Source organism: Methylobacterium sp. J-072, from assembly GCF_022829425.1.
Taxonomy (GTDB): Bacteria; Pseudomonadota; Alphaproteobacteria; order Rhizobiales; family Beijerinckiaceae; genus Methylobacterium.
In genome coordinates, this window is record NZ_JAKSYK010000065.1 from 1 (window position 1) to 16,156 (window position 16,156).

Genomic DNA, 16,156 nt, shown 5'->3' on the forward strand with positions numbered 1-16,156 from the left:
CTTGGTCGTCCTCGGCCTGGTCGCTGCGATCACTCTCGCGGTCGGCTGGATGTCCGTGACCACGATCTCCGTCCCGATCCGCAGGATGGCGGGCGCGATGAGCAAGGTCGCGGATGGCGATACGGCGACCGACGTGCCGCATACGGGTGAGCGAAGCGAGATCGGCGCGATGGCGGCCGCGGTGCAGGTGTTCAAGGACAACCTGATCCACACCCGCCAGCTCGAAGTGGAGACCGCCCAGGCGCGCCTCGCCGCGGAGGAGCAACGCAAGGCGGGCATGCGCCAGATGGCCGATAGCTTCGAGGCCGCGGTGGGTGGTGTCATCGGGATGGTGTCCGCCTCCGCCACCGAACTGCAGGCCACGGCCGGTTCGATGTCGGCCATGGCGGGGCAGACCTCCGCACAGTCCGGCGCGGTAGCGGCTGCCGCCGAGGAAGCCGCCTCAAACGTCAACACCGTTGCAGCCGCTGCCGAGGAGCTGGGCTCATCCGTCCACGAGATCGGACGGCAGGTCGCCGGCTCGGCGGATCTCGCCCGGATGGCGGTGGCCGAGGCTGATCAGACCGGCGCCTTGGTGCAGGAGTTGAGCAGCGCAGTCGGTCGGATCGGCGACGTCGTCGGGCTGATTTCGTCGATTGCCGGCCAGACCAACTTGCTAGCTCTGAACGCCACCATCGAGGCGGCACGGGCCGGTGCGGCCGGCCGTGGCTTCGCCGTCGTTGCTTCGGAGGTGAAGGCGCTGGCGGAGCAGACTGCTAAAGCCACGCAGGAAATCTCCGGTCAGATCGCTCGGATCCAGGCATCCACCGGACAAGCGGTGACCGCGATCGGGGGCATCACCGGTCGCATCCAGGAGCTCAGCGGCGTCGCCACGAGCATCGCGGCAGCTGTGGAGGAACAAGGCGCGGCGACTCAGGAGATCGTCCGCAATGTGACCCAGGCCGCCATCGGCACGGGTGAGGTGACCAACAACATCTCGGGTGTGGCGGGCGCGGCCGAGGAGACAGGCGCGGCGGCTACCCAGGTGCTGGGTGCTGCCTCGGAGCTATCCCGTCAGTCCGAGCATCTGGCGGCCGAGGTCGACCGCTTCCTCGCCACCGTGCGTGCAGCCTGAGGCCGGTGGGCTGGCGTGTCGTGTCGCTAACACGCCATCCGGTCGGAGTACTGCTATTCCGACCCAGCGCAGCTTCGGCGCGACTCTAGCGCCGCTCGCTGGTTCTCCGGTTCAACGTACGCCGGACACCGCCGGTCACAGCAGACAGGAACGGCACACATCCGCCCGGCGTTCTTCGCCCGCCTCGCGACGCGGGCGGAGGATGATACGATGAAACTCAGGATCCCGGCTCTCTTGGCTCTGCTCGTCCTCAGTCTTGCGGCCTGCGACGATAAGCAAGCCCAGAACAACACACCCACGAAGCCGACCACGGGGCAGCTCGAGCCGCAGACCGACCAATCGGCACCGGCGACGCAGAAACCCAAACCGTAGGTTCGCTCCCGGCCTTCACGGCCTTCAGCTGGGGCAAACCGGCCGCTGAGGATCCTGGGCGAAGCGCTGCGCAGGAACAGCCGCGCTGAGCTAGCGTTCCGGTAGAACCGGGCAGCAACCTCTAAAATCCGATCGCCCGGGCACAGGGAGATACGTGATGAAGGTCATGACGCTCGCCGTCACCGGCTTACTGGTGGCCGGCTCGGCGGCACTCGCCGCCGATAACAATTCTGCGCCGACGAGCCGGTCCGGGACCGCGAACAGCACTGGGGCAAACGATGCTGGGTCCGGCTCTACGCCGGGCGCGAACGGCAGCGGTCCGTCGACAGGAAACATGAGCCGGTCCGGGACTACGAACAGCACGGGCGCCAACGACGCAGGTTCGGGGTCGAAACCCGCTGCAGGAAGCCGCTGACACCGATCTCAACTCCGTCCTGAGCAGCGAGAGAGACGGACTTGCGCTGCTCAGGACACGTCATTCCGCCAAGTCTGCCGCCTGTCGCGCCCGGCCGATCGGCCCACCCACCCGATCGCCTTGGAGATCTCTGCCCGCCGCGCGCTGCAGGCCTCACGAGCGGTAATCGATCGCTAAAGCCCGCTTCGCCCGGCAGGCTTGCGCGGGCCCGTGTTCAGCCAGAGCTTCATCCAGAGGAGCACGTCGCCGCTCGTCCAGGAGGGCGTGTGACCGAGGCCTACGGGGAGTGGTGGACCTTCCTGGCGGGGTAGCATCGAACGCGGTGGCGCGGCCCACATCGCCGCTCACCGTTCCTAGCATGTTCCCTGGTACGGAACCGTGGCAGCTCGGCAATGGTCCGCATCATCACTGATTGACTGGTGTCCCACCCCTATGTAGAGTTACAACTATGAACGGCGAGCCACGCATGTCGGCGCAAACGCTCAAGGTGTTGCGCGCCCTACTCACGTCTTCTGCGAAGGAACTCTCCGGAGTTCAGATAGCAGATGCGACGAAGCTCGCTTCAGGCACCCTGTACCCAATCCTGATTAGATTGGAGGGTTGTGGTTGGCTCGAAAGCAAATGGGAGGCTGGAGAGCCACGTGAGCTAGGTCGGCCAAGGAGGCGTTTTTATTGGTTGTCCGCGGTAGGCGCGCGCAAAGCACAATCGGCGCTCAACGAGCTTCAGATCGGGGTCGGGGGTCTCAAGTGGGCGTAATCGCTTCCTCTGTCGTGGCAGTCGTTGTCTCACTCGTCATTTCTGTTGCCGGTCGCGTGTTAGCCGACGAGTTTAAGGCTTTCCGCCCAATGATCGTTGACCGTTTAGTTGCCCGCGCTGTCCGCAAGATGCCGGCTGAACTTCAGGAGCGTTATGCGGAGGAGTGGCGCAGTCACTTGGAAGAAATTCCAGGAGATATAGCCAAGGTATGGACCGCTTTCGGCTACAATCTTGTGGCCGGCCGTATTGCGTCTTCTTTTTTTTCCTGGGAGATAACGGCCAAACGAGCTTTAGACGTTGTGCTTGGCGGAACCGCCATCTTTCTCCTGTTCCCGCTGCTTCTAACCATCGCGGCGTCGATATGGATCGAAGATCGGCGCGCACCTATGTTTATGCATAGCAGAATTGGTAAGGATGGCCGTAGATTTTCATGTTTCAAATTTCGGACTATGCGCGTTGATGGTAACGCTATCCTCGCCGCGCATCTGGCTGCAAATCCAGTTGCCAGAGCCGAATGGATGGCAACCTACAGATTGAAAGATGATCCGCGAATAACTGCCATTGGAAAATTGCTGCGCAAGACAAGCCTTGATGAGCTTCCCCAGTTTATAAATGTTTGGCGTGGTGAAATGAGCATGGTTGGACCCCGCCCGATTGTGGAAGAAGAAATCCAGCGCTACGGAGTGAATTTTTCAACTTGCTTCTCGGTTAAGCCTGGGCTGTTTGGTCTGTGGCAGGTCAAGGGCACGTCCAACATGAGCTACGAAGAGCGGGTTGACCTTGATTTAGAATATGTCAGAAACTGGAGCATTCGCAGCGATATCAAGATACTGCTGCGAACCGTTCCCGACATTTTGTCTCAACGTGAATACCGTTGATAGTGAGTAGGCCGTAAATTATTGTTCCGGCCCAAAGATCTATCTGTTGATCGGCACTACTGCATCCGGACGACTTGATCGTTCTCGTCGACCGTGTAGCGCAGCATTGCCGCGCCTTCCGCAACGACCTTCGCGATGCTGAAGCCGTTCCGCGCGGCCATCTCTTGGATGACGCCGACGTGGTTGAGCCCACGGTTCTGCGCGACGACAGAGAGCACCGCCTGGTCGACATCCTCCCGCGTGAGCCCCGAGGGCGTGCCGCCGGCGGCGAGATCCCGGCGGAAGGCGTTGCCCTTGGCCTGCTCGACGATGCCGACCAGCATGGCGCCGTTGACGATGTCGGAGAGGCGGATGAAGCGAGCGCCGGCGTCGGTGGCGAGTTGGGCGACGACCTGCTCGGGGGCAAAGACGGCGTAGGCTACCTGCAGCGCGAGCTCGCCCGTCGACACGACCTCGGGCGCCTTCGGCACGTCCTGTAGCGCTCGCTGCAGGATCCCCGCCGCGGCCTTCAGGTTCGGCCGCTCGACCCGGATCTTCCGGTCGCAGCGCCCGTCCCGCAGGATCGCCGCGTCGATCGCCTCCGGACGGTTGGTCGCCAGGATCACGAGCGCACCCGAGTCCTCCAGCCCGTCCATCTCGGTCAGGAAGGTCGCGACGTTCGACTCCTCCCAGGGCAGAGCACGCCTGCCGCCGTTGCCGTCCCGGCTCGGCAGGATCGCGTCGGCCTCGTCGATGAACACGACCAGCGGGAAGCCGTGAAGCGCCTTGTACGCCCGGGCGTAGGCGAACACGGCCCGGATGATTTCCTCAGTGACACCGACGTAGGGGCTCTGGATCTCCGGGCCCTTGATCGACAGCAACGAGGCCTCGCCGTCCTTGCGGCCGTGCAGTTCGGCGAGCACGGACGCCGCCGCCTTGCCGAACATCGTCTTCCCACAGCCGGGCGGACCGTAGAGCAGCACGCCCTTCGTCGGCTTCTTGGCGTAGTGGGCGTAGAGCTCGCGGTACCGGATCGGATGCTCGATCGCCTCCACCAGGTGGGTGCGGGCGGTGTCGTTGCCGACCACGTCATCCCAGGCCCCGCCGAGGCGGGTGGTGAGCAGGTACTTCTGGACAGGCTCGCGGAGGCGCTTTTCTTCCGCTTCGAGCTTTCTCCGCGCGGGGTCGCCGCTGCTGCGCGAGGACGAACCGCCTCCGCCGCCGCCAGCAAAACCCCGGATGTCCACGCCGTCGAACGTCACCGTTAAGGGACCGCCGAGCAGCGCGCTTTGCATTTGTGCCTCCAGCACCCGCTCCATCTCGCGCCTGATGTAGTCGCCTCCGAAAGCGCCACCGCCGCCACCCATCTTCGCTCCGCCTCCGCGTCCGCCTTTCGGCATGCAGATTGGGCAGTTGCGATCCCCGCAGCCCTGCACGTGCTCCGGCTCGACCTGTTCGGCCGGCCGCATGATCTTCCCGCCACCGCGGCCGATGTTCTCGTAGGGGCTCTGGTTGCCCGGCGGCTTGCGATCCCAAGTCGACATCAAATCACTCCGCCGCCTGCTGCACCCGGCGGGTCGACCCGCCCAACTGGATCGCCTTCGAGATCTCCGAACGCCGCGCGCTGTAGGCTGCCGACACGAGCGGGTAGTCCGGCGGTAGGCCCCACTTCGCCCGGTAGGTCTCCGGGGTGATCCCGCGGATCGTCAGGTGCCGGCGCAGCGTCTTGTAGGGGCGGCCGTCCTCGAAGCTGATCAGCGCGTCCGGGCCGATCGAGGCGCGGATCTGGGCGGGGGTTGGCCGGTGGGCGGCGTTCGCGTGGCCCAGCCCGCACAGCGCCCCGTGGAGCGTCGTGAGCAGCGCCGGCAACTCGGAGGCTGCGACGTGATTGTGGGCGACGTAGGCGGCCGCGAGGTCGGCCGTGCGGGTGATCAGGCGTTCGTTGGTGCGGGACATTGGATATCTCCGTTGGGTTTGACAGATCCCGGCGGGCGCGCCGCCGGTCGGGGCGGGTCGCGGGTCAGTGCACCTCCTCTTCGTCCTCGGCCGGCATCGGCACGCGCAGGCCAATGCGGCGGGCGAGCTCGTCGCTGATGGGGAGGCGGCCCCACATGGCCTGGCCGCGTCCGGAGGCTTCGGCTTCCCGCCGAGCCCGTTCCCGGAAGCGTTCGTTGGCCCGGGCCATCGATGAGCGCTCCTCGGAGATCTCCTCCTCGGTTCGCTCGGTGATCGCCGCGGAGTCGCCCCGGATTTCGGCCTTCACGGTCTCCCAGTGGGCGACGGCGTTGGCGCGGTCGTTGTCGGTGGCGCCGGTGTCGTAGAGCTCGGCGCCGAGCACCGCCTCGATCTTGGCGAGCTCGGTCTCCAGCGGCAGGGTTTCGTACCGGCACTCGGCCACCACGTCGGCGTCGGACGGGCAGCCCTTGCCGTCCCACAGGCAGCGCCAGCCAGGCTGACGGAACCGTAGGCGGGCCCGCTCAATCGCCCACGGCGGCTCGCCGGCGAGCGCCTGGGCGTAGAACCCGACCTTGGTGGTCAGTTCTTGCGCGTCGGCGCCGTACCCGGCCTTGCTGGCGAACAGGCCGAGGAGCCGGCGGCGGTGCGGATTCGCGCTCATGGCCCGAGCATCCACATCGTGGCCAGCAGCGCGCCGGCGACGGCGAACCGGCCGGCGTGCAGGACCGCGAGCTGCGGGACGGGGACGCCGCTCCGGACGCGCCGGTGCAACGCCTCGGATTCGACGGCGGCGATCGCCATGAGGACGGTGGCCGCGATCATTCGGCGGCCTCGCTCATGGAGGCCGGGGCCGCGTACAGATTCGCGAAGTCGGGCCGGGCGAGCCGCTGGAAGGCCTCGCCGTAGGGCGGGTAGCTGCAGGCTCGCACCAGGTCGTAGAAGCCCTCCGGCTTCACGCTGTTGGCACCCACCGGCCAGTCGTGATCGGTGCGGGTCGAGCGCCCGGCTGCCCGGGTGCGCAGCTCGCCGCGCACGGCAAAGATCACGTGCTCGGTGGTGTTCCGGAAGTAGCGCCCGAAGCCGAGGTCCGGCTTCGTCCAGGTGTGCACCGTCTTGTGCTGGAAGCCCCACCCGGCGAGCAGGCCGAAGGCCAGCTGCAGGGTGTTGTTCGTCGCCCAGAGGTAGAGGTGGCAGTCCTCCTCGGCCCACGATTCGACCGGCACCGCGGCGATCTCGGCGATCGGCATGGTGGCGTAGTCGTGCCCGCAGGATTCGGAGATGTTGTCCTCCTGCCAGGGCGGATCGAGGACGAGGGTGCGGAAGCGGCCGACGACCGGGGCGAGGTCCAGGATCCGGATCTCGTCGCGCAGGCGCAGGAGCTTGGTGTGCGGGCCGTTGACCTTGCCGGTCCGATCCATCTCCTCCAGCAGCGCGCCGAAGCGATCCGGATCGGCCTCGGCGGCCTCGCACACGTCCCGGATCTTCTCCAGCTGGCGGCCGGAGATGCCCCAGTGGGCGGCGATCCGATCGAAAGTCCTGTCCGCCAAGGCTCGCGAAATTTTCGCGGGCCTTGCGCCGGGCTTGGCGGGTTTCAGCGGGCTGATCCGACCGCCCCGGGCCGCGGCGGCGAGCATGCGCTCGTGTGCCGCCGCCTGCTCCCGCGCCAGGAGGGACAGCCCCATCGCGTAGACCTCGCTCGGACGGAACAGCTTCTCGACGCGACGCATCAACGAGCCCTGGAGGGGTGGCGGATTACGAGTGGAGGCGGCGCGCGGCATGGCGCGCCCGGACGTCATGCGGGGAAAAGGCCCGACAGGAGGTCGGCGGCCGGGGTTGCCACGATGGCGGCGATCGCCGGGACGTTGGGCATGGCCGTAGGGGCGGCGTAGCCGGGCTCGGTGGGCAGGCGCAGCTCGGGCGGGACGCACGGCGTGCAGTACCAGACGTCGTTCGGGTACGGACGCCAGTCGACGCTCGCGGTCGTTCGGGCCGAGCTGATCGCAGCAGGGTTCAAGTCGCGCTCGCTGGGCTCGATCTCTCAACATGCCCAGGCGCTCGGCCTGACCAGCGTCCGGGCGGCGCCGCTGTGGACCGCGCCCGAGGATGCCATCCTGCGGGAAGCTTACGAGGCCGGCGAGCTGATCACTGCGATCCGCCTGAAGCTCGCGAGGGCCGGCTTCCGGCGCAACCGCGGCGCGATCCAGATGCGGGCGATCGCGCTGGGCGTGGCGGGGCAGCGCACTCAGGTCTGGACGCAGCCTGAGAAGGCGATCGTGCGCGCCGGCCTCGACGCCGAGCGCACCTTCGACGCCATTCGCCGCGAGTTGGAGGCCAAGGGGTTCGACCGTGGCCTGACCTCGATCGTCCGCCTCGCCCACAAGATGGGCGTGAACCGCGCCACCGATCCCTGGAGCGAGGCTGAATTCGCGCTCCTGCGCCAGCGCTACGCCGAGAAACGCCCAGTCCGGGAGATCGCCGCGGAGATGGGGCGCGGCATCCAGGGCATCGCCACTATGGCGAGCAAGCTCGGGCTCAAGCAACGCCAGCGTTGGACGGATGCAGAGCGCGCCGTGCTTCTGCGCGTGTTCGCGGCCGGGCAGACGCTGGACGTCGTCTGCGAGGAGATCAACCGCCCCCTCGCGGCGGTTTCGACCGAGGCGAGGCGGATGCGCCTGCAGTTCCCGCCGACGCCCCGGCGCCCGCAGATCCGGGATCTCGCGGCATGACCGACCGCCCGCCACCGACACCCTCGCCGCTGCGCTCCCCCGCGAGATGGTCCGCGTCACCAAGATCGCCGGACAGTACCGCCAGGTCGAGATGGGCTTCATCGCCGCCGCCCTGATGGAGGCAGCGGTCGAGCGCGGACAGAAGGCGATCGAGTCCGGCGACTTCGTCCAGATGATCCGGGCCTACCACGACCTGCAGGGGTACGAGCTGTGAGCAAGCGCCCGCCCAAGCTCCCGCCGCCGACCAGACAGGAACGCGAAGCCGCGGCAATCGCCGCCGAGGCTCTGGCCGCGGCCCTCGCTGATCCCGCCACTATGGGCGAGCGCAGCGTCGCTTTCCTCGACTTCAGCAATCCCCGGCGGGGCGAGCGCCACATCACCTGGGCGAGCCTCCCCGGCTTCCTCCAGGTCAACGATCGCTATTCCCACGCCTGCCTGCCGGGCTGGGAATACACGAGGGCCGAGATCGAAGCGGAGATGATCCCGGACCTGCGGGCGCTGGCCGAGCACGGTGTGCGGCCGGCCGTGGCGACTGCGGGCAAGCTCGCGACCCCTGATCTGTTTGGGGTGCTGGCATGAGCGCCTCCGGCAAGCACCACCGGTCCACTCCGACCGAGATCTTCTACTCGCTCTGGCTGACCTTCGATCAGGACGGCAACGTCCGCCTCAATCGCGAGTCGCCGCGCCTATCGCCCGACGAGCGCGCCATGCGCGTCGAGGTCCGGGTCCCGAAGGCGCTGTGGAACATCCCGCAGCTGTCCGCCGAGATCACCGTCCCGGATCCGGGCCAGCCCGACGCGATCGCCGCCCGCATCGAGCAGTTCGCCGAGCAGCTGAAGACGGCCGTCGGCTGCGACGTGGTGCTGACCGTGAAGCCAGTCGAGGAGCCCCGTTGATGGCCGAGAAGAAGCGCCCCTACGGCATCGCCAACCTGGACTACCAAGCCCAGCAGCGCATCGAGGCGATGAAGGGCCAGCTGATCATCGCGCTGGTCAACCGCCTCGGCGGATCCCTGGAGATGCCCGTCGAGGAGGTCGACGGTACGGGGTCGTTCGTCCTGCTCATGGGTGCGGACGACCAGGCGAAGACCTTCTCGTTCCGGGTCGAGCGGAAGGAGCGGTGAGCATGGCCGGCTCCAGCACCATCACGGGCGAGATGATCAAGGCGGCGACTGACACCGGCACGCAGATCGCGTCACTGAAGGACACGTCCCTCAGGGGCCATCGACCGTCCAGCGTCGAGCAAGACGCGAACCTTGCGCATCGCATGCAGAACGATGTCGGGGCGTGCCACGTCGTTCGAGTGCTCAGCGGCGAAACTGTCCAGCGCTTCCGTGATTTGGTCCTCGATTGCGTCCATTAGGGCGAGACCGTCCGATCCCTCAAGACGCAGATGAGCCCCGGCGAGCGTCAGGAAAGCTGCGCTGGCGAGAAGAAACGCCACGCCATTCGCCTCCTGCGCCGCGGCAGTGGTTGCCTCACCACAGCTTGCAACGTCGTCAGGGCGTTCCGTGATCATCAGTGTGCGCTCCTAAATTCAATCGAGCGCACGTATGCCTCAGTCTCCGGAAGATACGCAGGTGTGAATACTGCGCAATATTCGCGATTTCTTTCTGTCTATACAATACAGAGGTGTATGCTGGCCCTCAGTATGCATCTTAGGGTTGTCTTGGCGGATGTATCGATGCGGGATCCGATCGTAGCAACGGGAGGCGCCCGTGGCTGAGGTCAGCAAGCCCCCGTGCGAATCCGGCCGCACTATGCGGATCATGCTCAGCACAGCGATGCAGGACCAAGTGCGCAAGGCCCCGCGCACCGTGGTGGTGGACCGGGTGCCGTGGGAGCTATTCAACGCGCAGTCCGCACGCGCCAGGTGCCAGAGCAACCACGAACAGACGATCGAGCGGATCTCGGAGCGCGGCGGCTTCGATGCCACCGAGGCCGTCGGAGTCCTGAGCGGCCTCACCTGGTCAGAGCTCAGGCTCATCCGCGAGGATCACGCGCACCGCATCCTCTACCAGATGGTGCACCTGTTCCGCCGCGGTGTGCTCACCGGCCGGCGTTCAATGGATGGAGCAGCCCTTTGAAGGCGACCCCCGTCCCGATCGGGGTCGCTGAGGACGCCTGCGGCTTTTTGGTGAGCCTGCCGCGCCAGTTCTGGCTGGTGGTCGGGCTGCGCCGGACGTTCCCGCGCCTGCAGGCCGCGGCTGAGGCCTGGACATACTTGGTCCCGCCCGGGCGGGACGTCGCCGCCCGGATCGAGGGCTGGATCGCCGAGGTCGAGCTGCAGGTGCGGGCTGAGGCGCGTCGCCAATCCTGGACGGCGGCGGACGCCGAGTGGAACGGCGCCAGCGAGCCGGAGGCGCCGCGGCCCGTGTCGGCCGAGCCGGCGATCGTCGTCCTGCCCAAGAAGCGGACCGCAAAGCCGGTGCTGCAGCTGCTCGCCGAGCTCGCCGCCGGCGCCGTGATGGTGTCGACCGTCAGTCCGGACGGCATTCGAGGCTACCGTCTGGCGCCGTCCGGCCGGCGCGTGCGCACGGCGGCGGCCGAACGCGCGATCGCCCTGCGCCTGATCGCGCCGGGCAACGACGGCCTGTTCGGGCCGGAGTGGTCGCAGACCTGGCGTGCGCCGACGCCTGAAGAGATCGCCTTGGCCGAGCCGCGGCCGAGAAAAGCCAAGGCGAAAACCAAGGCCACAGCCAAGCGTCGAGCCCCCCCCCCGGAGGGCTCCGCATCACCCGTCACCCGTCCCCTGTAGCGCCTGAGGAGTTTCGCCGATGCCAGCCCCGTCCCTCGTCCACGCCGCCCGCAAAGCCCCCGATGCGCGCCACCAGGTCTTCCGCATGGCGAAGATCATGCGCACGATCATCCGGATCCGCAAGCAGGATCACAGCGAGCGCCAGGAGCAGGAGGCGATCTTGGAGCTGTACCTGCAAGCGCTCGGCATGGCGTAGTGATGGCCGCCGCCCCGCCCCCGATCGCCCTCGACGATCTCGACCGCGAGGAGCTGCTGCAGCTGCTCAAGGAACGGCTATCCTTCGGCTTGCGCCCCGCTGATCTGTGGGGCGCGCGGTGGGCCGTGCTTTCACGACGCGCGCTGGATGCACGCGAGCGGGAGCTGGAGGCCTTCACAGACTACGTCGCGGCCTGCGCGCCGATCGAGATATCGTCGCTCTCCTCGACCTTCGTCGATCAATTCGCCGTGCGCGAGGCGAAGCGCGTCGAACAACAGCGTCTCGATCGTGCCGCCAAGCGCATCGAGGCGGCCCGGGATCGTGCCTGGGCTGCCCTGCAAGCCAGCTACGGAAGGACCGCCGCATGACCGCAATCCGCCTCGTCCCAACCCGACGGCGCCGACTGGACGATCGACGCCCTCAACACGTCCGAGGGCGTCGAGCTCGCGATCGCCTTCACGCTCCAGGGCAAGCCCATCACCGCGCGCTTTGCCATGGATCGTCCGGAGGCCCGCAAGCTGGCTGCAGGCATCCTGAAGGCCGCCGGTGATGGCACGATGCGCACCTTTCCGAAGCCTACGGAGGCGATCGATGGCTGACCTGGTGTTCCCCCGCGAGCTGACCGCCGATCTGATCGAGGTCCTCGGCATGCCGAACTTCCGGACGGGGCCGATGGCGCACGCCTTCCGTGACGCCGGCCGGGCTGAGATCCGGTCCAAGTGCGAGGACGAACAGGCCTTCATCCTCCACTGGCTGGTGACGCTCGTCCTGGAGCACGGTGCGGACTGGCGCCGGCATGCCGGTGAGACGCTGACGGCCGTGATCGCTGAAGCGAAGGCTGCTCGTGCCGCGAAGGAAGCGGAGCGCGCCGAGCGTGATGCCGTGAAGGCTGGTCATGGCTGACGATCAGTATCCGCCGCTCGTCCGCGTGTTCATCACGCTCGATCCGCTGGCCCAGGGCGAGATCCTGGAGGCCTGGGGTCGGATAGAGGGCGATACCGTCACCTTCGGGCCGTTCGCCTATCGCGCCACGGGGGAGGGCTGTGGGTGGCACCGGCAGCGCTGGGCCGCGGAGAACTATGCGCGCCAGCTGCAGGCCGAGCGGTTGACGCTCTTGCGGGCTGAGGTCGCGCGCCTCGAAGGCCTGCGCTTCGGGAGGCCCGGCCGATGACCGCCCGCCCCGAGAGCGACGACTATGCGGCCGGTTATGCCGATGGTGTGCGCGATGCGGCCGCCTGGACGGCCGAGCGCGCCGCCCGCCTGCTGGCCTCGCCGGCGGACGAGCTGATCACGGAGATCCGCCAGCTCCACCGGGACGCTGGCACGCGCTGGGCGAAGTGGGCCGATCGACGAAACTGGCCGGACGTGCGGGCGCTGGTGGCCCGGGCACGCGCCAAGGCGGGGGAGGGCGCTTGAGATGGGACGGCCGCAACTCATCCCCGAGATCGGCGACGTGCCTGTGGCGAAGGTGGCGTCGCGCATGGGGTTCGCCGGCGTGCGCGAGTTCGAGTCGGCGCTGCCCGAGCTGCGCCGGCGTGGCTTTCCGTCAGCGGACCCGACGTCGGGCCACTACTGCATCGAGGCGATCGACCGCTGGCGCCGCCGTCGCCACCCCGATCTCTTCCCCGAATTGACAGCCTCCAGCGAAGCGCGGGACGCTTCGGTCGCAAGACAGCGACTCACGGAGAGACGATCAGGTGGGCACCGTGAAGATACCCTACCTCGTCGTCCGTGAGCGCCACGGTAAGCGGCTCGCCTACTGGTGTCCGACACCGAAGATGAAGGCTGCGGGCTTCTCACTGATGGCGCTCGGGCCGGACGGTCCTGACGCATGGCGCGACGCGAAACAGTGGAACGAACGTTGGCAGGCCCACCGCATCGGTGCAAAGGCGGCTGAGAAGCCCAAGTGGCCCCGCGGGTCGCTCGGCGAAGCCTACGAGCGGTACCGGGCGACAGAGGGCTGGAAGCGCAAGCAGGCCCGGACCCGTGAGGACTGGGAACGCGGCTGGCGCTACATCGCAGCGATCTTCGGTGACGTCGCTCCGCATACGATCGACTACGATCTAATCGACACCTGGTATGCCGACCTGATCGAGACGGCCGGCGTCCGCGAGGCGCACCGCGCGATGAAGATCTGGCGCGCGCTGTGGGTCGTGGCGGCTGCCATGAGTGGAGGTCGGCCGTTCTATTGCGCACGTGGCGCCGACCCCTCGCTCGGCGTACGGCGCGTCACCCCGAAGAGCCGCTCCGCAGTCTGGCAGGAGCACGAGCTCCGGCGGATCATCCACCGCGCCTGGCACGAGGGCTACCGCGGATTGGCCTGCCTGGTGTCGATCATGTGGGACACCGCCTTCTCTCCGGTTGACGCGCGATCGCTGACCGTCGGCCAACTGGTGCGCGCCGGACGGTTCGGCGCCTTCAAGGTCGGGCGGGCCAAGACGGGGCAGGCGGCGATCGGTACGCTCTCGCGGCGGTCGGCCGTGCTGATGCGGGCCTACCTCGATCAGCTCGGCTTGCGGCCGTTACCATCCACGCCGCTGTTCCGGACGCGCGAGGGTGCACCTTACCGCAAGAACTCGCTGGCCGAGGATTTCCGTGACCTGCGCCGGCTGGTTGATCCGAAGGAGACGCGGCAGATGCTCGACATCCGCCGTTCGGTCGCAATCGAGGCGAGGGCAGGGGGTGCGTCACGGGAGCACCTGGGAGCCAAGCTGGCCAACTCGATCGCCGCCAATGCCGAACTGGAGCGGACCTATCAGCCCGTAGATCTCGATGCGGTGCAGGCCGTCGACCGCGCGCGTTTAGTGGCGCGGAAGAGGGCGCGGCAGAACAGATCAAGTGCGAAAAGTTGAACGGCCCGAACGAACGCGAGTTGAACGGCGCTCGACGAAATTAGGCTAAGTATCTGATGGAAGTGGCGCGGGCGACGGGACTCGAACCCGCGACCTCCGGCGTGACAGGCCGGCACTCTAACCAACTGAGCTACGCCCGCACGGCGTGGTCGCCTCGAAGGGGCGTTTCGCCCGGCGACGGGGCGGGGTGTATGGTCCACGTCGGGGACTGTCAAGCGTGTCCGTGACGGTTTTGCGCCAAGGCCGGCTGGAGGGGCTGCGCGCTTGCGTCGTGTTGCAGGGCTGCCGCGTGCTCCCACATCCCTACACAAGACAGACCGTGCACGTTGTGCGACGCGGCAAGCCATTGTCACGGATCGGCGGCTCGACTAAGCCTCCGGCCGCGCGCATCCTGGCATAAGAACAATTCCACGGGCGAATCCGGTTCGGCGGCGCACCGCGGTTTCCCACGTCGATACGAGACGCTCTCGCGAGGCCCTGGCATGACCGGATTGTTGGCGGACTATCTTCCGCTCATCGTGTTCATCGGCGTTGCTCTGTTCATCGCCACCGCGCTGCTGGTCGTGCCCTTCCTGGTCGCCTTCAAGAGCCCGGATCCGGAGAAGCTCTCGGCCTACGAGTGCGGCTTCAATGCTTTCGACGATGCCCGCATGAAGTTCGACGTGCGGTTCTACCTCGTGGCGATCCTGTTCATCATCTTCGATCTCGAGGTCGCGTTCCTGTTCCCGTGGGCGATCACCTTCGGAGACCTTGGCTGGTTCGGCTTCTGGTCGATGATCGTCTTCCTGGGCGTGCTGACGGTCGGTTTCGTCTACGAGTGGCGCAAGGGCGCCCTCGAGTGGGATTGATTCGCAACAGCAGCCTGCCCGCACCGCATTCCGAGTCGCCGATGGCCCTGATCACCGACACGACCCACAGCCTGTCCCGCGCCCCCGCGGTCGCGCCCCAGCCCAAGGGGATCATCGATCCCAACACCGGCCGGCCGATCGGCGCCGACGATCCGACCTTCCTGTCGATCAGCGACGAGCTAGCCGACCGGGGCTTCCTGCTCACCACCACGGACGAGCTGATCAACTGGGCCCGCACCGGCTCGCTGATGTGGATGACCTTCGGGCTCGCCTGCTGCGCCGTCGAGATGATGCAGATGTCGATGCCGCGCTACGATTGCGAGCGCTTCGGCTTCGCGCCCCGCGGCTCGCCGCGCCAGTCCGACGTGATGATCGTCGCCGGCACCCTGACCAACAAGATGGCTCCGGCCCTGCGCAAGGTCTACGACCAGATGCCGGAGCCGCGCTACGTGATCTCGATGGGCTCCTGCGCCAACGGCGGCGGCTACTATCACTATTCCTACTCGGTGGTGCGCGGCTGCGACCGGGTGGTGCCGGTGGACATCTATGTGCCCGGCTGCCCGCCCACCGCCGAGGCGCTGCTCTACGGCGTGCTGCTTCTCCAGAAGAAGATCCGCCGCACCGGCACGATCGAGCGCTGAGGAGCGGCCATGACCAACGGCATCTCGATCCTGTCGCATACGCAGCCGGAGAGCGGCGCGGCTGCCCTGACGGCGCTGGCCGAGCGGGTTACCGGCGCGCTCGGCCCGGCGGTGGTGTCGCACGCTATCGCATTCGGCGAGCTGACCCTGGTGGTCCAGGCCTCCGACATCGTCTACGCGCTGACCTACCTGCGCGACGACCCGGCCTGCGCGTTCCGCAGCTTCATCGACATCTGCGGCGCGGATTATCCGCAGCGCGAGAAGCGCTTCGACGTGGTCTACCACCTGCTCTCGCTGCGCCACAACGCGCGCATCCGGGTGAAGGTGCAGACCGACGAGGTGACCCCGGTCCCCTCGGCGATCGAGGTTTTTCCGGCCGCCAACTGGTACGAGCGCGAGACCTACGACCTCTACGGCATCCTGTTCTCGGGGCATCCAGACCTGCGCCGCCTACTCACCGATTACGGGTTCGAGGGGCACCCCCTGCGCAAGGATTTTCCGCTGACCGGCTTTGTCGAGGTCCGGTACGACCAGGACGAGGCGCGGGTCGTCTACGAGCCCGTCCAGCTCACCCAAGAATTCCGCAACTTCGACTTCCTGTCTCCGTGGGAAGGCACCGACTACGTGCTGCCCGGAGACGAGAAGAAGACGTCGGCCTGAACCGC

25 protein-coding genes, 1 tRNA gene and 1 pseudogene are annotated in these 16,156 nt (G+C 67.2%); 20 read left to right on the forward strand and 7 right to left on the reverse strand.

What is annotated here, in order from left to right:
• The 3 genes from MKK67_RS06235 to MKK67_RS06240 form a co-directional block, all read left to right on the forward strand.
• A partial coding sequence (locus tag MKK67_RS06235) for a methyl-accepting chemotaxis protein (RefSeq protein ID WP_243962852.1) occupies positions 1 to 1,114 on the forward strand: 1,114 nt, incomplete at its 5' end.
• 1,253 nt (positions 1,115 to 2,367) lie between these two features.
• Complete coding sequence (locus MKK67_RS32850) at positions 2,368 to 2,658, forward strand: PadR family transcriptional regulator (protein WP_409568372.1); 291 nt, start codon at positions 2,368 to 2,370, stop codon at positions 2,656 to 2,658.
• Positions 2,659 to 2,672: 14 nt separating this feature from the next.
• Positions 2,673 to 3,536, forward strand: a complete 864-nt coding sequence (locus MKK67_RS06240; RefSeq protein ID WP_243962853.1) for a sugar transferase — start codon at positions 2,673 to 2,675, stop codon at positions 3,534 to 3,536.
• A gap of 56 nt (positions 3,537 to 3,592) precedes the next feature.
• Here MKK67_RS06240 and MKK67_RS06245 read toward each other — a convergent pair whose 3' ends face one another.
• The 5 genes from MKK67_RS06245 to MKK67_RS06265 all read right to left on the reverse strand — a co-directional run bounded on the left by MKK67_RS06245 (position 3,593) and on the right by MKK67_RS06265 (position 7,198).
• Complete coding sequence (locus MKK67_RS06245; protein ID WP_243962854.1) at positions 3,593 to 5,059, reverse strand: AAA family ATPase; 1,467 nt, start codon at positions 5,057 to 5,059, stop codon at positions 3,593 to 3,595.
• Between the two features lie 4 nt (positions 5,060 to 5,063).
• Positions 5,064 to 5,471, reverse strand: a complete 408-nt coding sequence (locus MKK67_RS06250) for a MucR family transcriptional regulator (RefSeq protein ID WP_243962855.1) — start codon at positions 5,469 to 5,471, stop codon at positions 5,064 to 5,066.
• 64 nt (positions 5,472 to 5,535) lie between these two features.
• Entirely contained in the window at positions 5,536 to 6,132 is a 597-nt protein-coding gene (locus tag MKK67_RS06255; RefSeq protein ID WP_243962856.1) for a hypothetical protein, read from the reverse strand.
• On the reverse strand, positions 6,129 to 6,293 hold the full coding sequence (locus tag MKK67_RS06260; RefSeq protein WP_243962858.1) for a hypothetical protein: 165 nt from the start codon (positions 6,291 to 6,293) through the stop codon (positions 6,129 to 6,131). The genes MKK67_RS06255 and MKK67_RS06260 overlap by 4 nt, the downstream gene beginning before the upstream one ends.
• Positions 6,290 to 7,198, reverse strand: coding sequence for an MT-A70 family methyltransferase (locus MKK67_RS06265; RefSeq protein WP_243962860.1), 909 nt, complete (start codon positions 7,196 to 7,198; stop codon positions 6,290 to 6,292). Before MKK67_RS06265 ends, MKK67_RS06260 begins: the two co-directional genes overlap by 4 nt.
• Positions 7,199 to 7,402: 204 nt before the next feature.
• Between MKK67_RS06265 and MKK67_RS06270 the strand changes: the two genes are divergently transcribed.
• The 5 genes from MKK67_RS06270 to MKK67_RS06290 are packed head-to-tail and all read left to right on the forward strand — an operon-like array spanning position 7,403 to position 9,320.
• The gene (locus tag MKK67_RS06270) at positions 7,403 to 8,197 is read left to right on the forward strand and encodes a hypothetical protein (RefSeq protein ID WP_243962862.1); all 795 of its coding nucleotides are present in this window, start codon (positions 7,403 to 7,405) and stop codon (positions 8,195 to 8,197) included.
• A 46-nt stretch (positions 8,198 to 8,243) separates the two neighbouring features.
• Positions 8,244 to 8,411 (forward strand): hypothetical protein, encoded by a 168-nt coding sequence (locus MKK67_RS06275; protein WP_243962864.1) that lies wholly within the window; start codon positions 8,244 to 8,246, stop codon positions 8,409 to 8,411.
• The gene (locus MKK67_RS06280; protein ID WP_243962866.1) at positions 8,408 to 8,776 is read left to right on the forward strand and encodes a hypothetical protein; all 369 of its coding nucleotides are present in this window, start codon (positions 8,408 to 8,410) and stop codon (positions 8,774 to 8,776) included. Before MKK67_RS06275 ends, MKK67_RS06280 begins: the two co-directional genes overlap by 4 nt.
• A complete protein-coding gene (locus tag MKK67_RS06285; protein WP_243962868.1) occupies positions 8,773 to 9,093 on the forward strand; it encodes a hypothetical protein in 321 nt (106 codons plus the stop codon). Before MKK67_RS06280 ends, MKK67_RS06285 begins: the two co-directional genes overlap by 4 nt.
• The gene (locus tag MKK67_RS06290) at positions 9,093 to 9,320 is read left to right on the forward strand and encodes a hypothetical protein (protein ID WP_243962869.1); all 228 of its coding nucleotides are present in this window, start codon (positions 9,093 to 9,095) and stop codon (positions 9,318 to 9,320) included. Before MKK67_RS06285 ends, MKK67_RS06290 begins: the two co-directional genes overlap by 1 nt.
• 71 nt (positions 9,321 to 9,391) lie before the next feature.
• On the opposite strand, the gene MKK67_RS06295 is transcribed toward MKK67_RS06290, so the two are convergent.
• Positions 9,392 to 9,715, reverse strand: coding sequence for a hypothetical protein (locus MKK67_RS06295; RefSeq protein ID WP_243962871.1), 324 nt, complete (start codon positions 9,713 to 9,715; stop codon positions 9,392 to 9,394).
• A gap of 199 nt (positions 9,716 to 9,914) precedes the next feature.
• On the opposite strand from MKK67_RS06295, the gene MKK67_RS06300 reads away from it, so the two are divergent.
• The 9 genes and pseudogenes from MKK67_RS06300 (at position 9,915) to MKK67_RS06340 (ending at position 14,002) form a co-directional block, all read left to right on the forward strand.
• Entirely contained in the window at positions 9,915 to 10,283 is a 369-nt protein-coding gene (locus MKK67_RS06300; protein WP_243962872.1) for a hypothetical protein, read from the forward strand.
• Positions 10,280 to 10,954, forward strand: coding sequence for a hypothetical protein (locus MKK67_RS06305; protein ID WP_243962873.1), 675 nt, complete (start codon positions 10,280 to 10,282; stop codon positions 10,952 to 10,954). The genes MKK67_RS06300 and MKK67_RS06305 overlap by 4 nt, the downstream gene beginning before the upstream one ends.
• A 91-nt stretch (positions 10,955 to 11,045) precedes the next feature.
• A pseudogene (locus tag MKK67_RS06310) lies at positions 11,046 to 11,150 on the forward strand (GapR family DNA-binding domain-containing protein); the annotation flags it as partial.
• A gap of 2 nt (positions 11,151 to 11,152) precedes the next feature.
• On the forward strand, positions 11,153 to 11,518 hold the full coding sequence (locus MKK67_RS06315) for a hypothetical protein (RefSeq protein WP_243962874.1): 366 nt from the start codon (positions 11,153 to 11,155) through the stop codon (positions 11,516 to 11,518).
• A gap of 223 nt (positions 11,519 to 11,741) precedes the next feature.
• Complete coding sequence (locus tag MKK67_RS06320; protein ID WP_243962875.1) at positions 11,742 to 12,053, forward strand: hypothetical protein; 312 nt, start codon at positions 11,742 to 11,744, stop codon at positions 12,051 to 12,053.
• Complete coding sequence (locus MKK67_RS06325; RefSeq protein WP_243962877.1) at positions 12,046 to 12,321, forward strand: hypothetical protein; 276 nt, start codon at positions 12,046 to 12,048, stop codon at positions 12,319 to 12,321. The genes MKK67_RS06320 and MKK67_RS06325 overlap by 8 nt, the downstream gene beginning before the upstream one ends.
• Positions 12,318 to 12,566: a hypothetical protein gene (locus MKK67_RS06330; RefSeq protein WP_243962878.1), complete on the forward strand. Its 249-nt coding sequence runs from the start codon at positions 12,318 to 12,320 to the stop codon at positions 12,564 to 12,566. The genes MKK67_RS06325 and MKK67_RS06330 overlap by 4 nt, the downstream gene beginning before the upstream one ends.
• 1 nt (position 12,567) lies before the next feature.
• Positions 12,568 to 12,885 (forward strand): hypothetical protein, encoded by a 318-nt coding sequence (locus MKK67_RS06335; protein WP_243962879.1) that lies wholly within the window; start codon positions 12,568 to 12,570, stop codon positions 12,883 to 12,885.
• A complete protein-coding gene (locus MKK67_RS06340) occupies positions 12,848 to 14,002 on the forward strand; it encodes a hypothetical protein (RefSeq protein ID WP_243962880.1) in 1,155 nt (384 codons plus the stop codon). The genes MKK67_RS06335 and MKK67_RS06340 overlap by 38 nt, the downstream gene beginning before the upstream one ends.
• A gap of 63 nt (positions 14,003 to 14,065) precedes the next feature.
• Here MKK67_RS06340 and MKK67_RS06345 read toward each other — a convergent pair.
• Positions 14,066 to 14,142: transfer RNA gene (locus MKK67_RS06345), tRNA-Asp, on the reverse strand.
• A gap of 342 nt (positions 14,143 to 14,484) precedes the next feature.
• Here MKK67_RS06345 and MKK67_RS06350 point away from each other — a divergent pair.
• The 3 genes from MKK67_RS06350 to MKK67_RS06360 are packed head-to-tail and all read left to right on the forward strand — an operon-like array spanning position 14,485 to position 16,151.
• Positions 14,485 to 14,850, forward strand: coding sequence for an NADH-quinone oxidoreductase subunit A (locus tag MKK67_RS06350; protein ID WP_007560754.1), 366 nt, complete (start codon positions 14,485 to 14,487; stop codon positions 14,848 to 14,850).
• 41 nt (positions 14,851 to 14,891) lie between these two features.
• Complete coding sequence (locus MKK67_RS06355) at positions 14,892 to 15,491, forward strand: NuoB/complex I 20 kDa subunit family protein (protein ID WP_007560753.1); 600 nt, start codon at positions 14,892 to 14,894, stop codon at positions 15,489 to 15,491.
• A 9-nt stretch (positions 15,492 to 15,500) separates the two neighbouring features.
• Positions 15,501 to 16,151, forward strand: a complete 651-nt coding sequence (locus tag MKK67_RS06360; protein WP_238261884.1) for an NADH-quinone oxidoreductase subunit C — start codon at positions 15,501 to 15,503, stop codon at positions 16,149 to 16,151.
• The last annotated feature ends 5 nt before the right edge of the window (positions 16,152 to 16,156 follow it).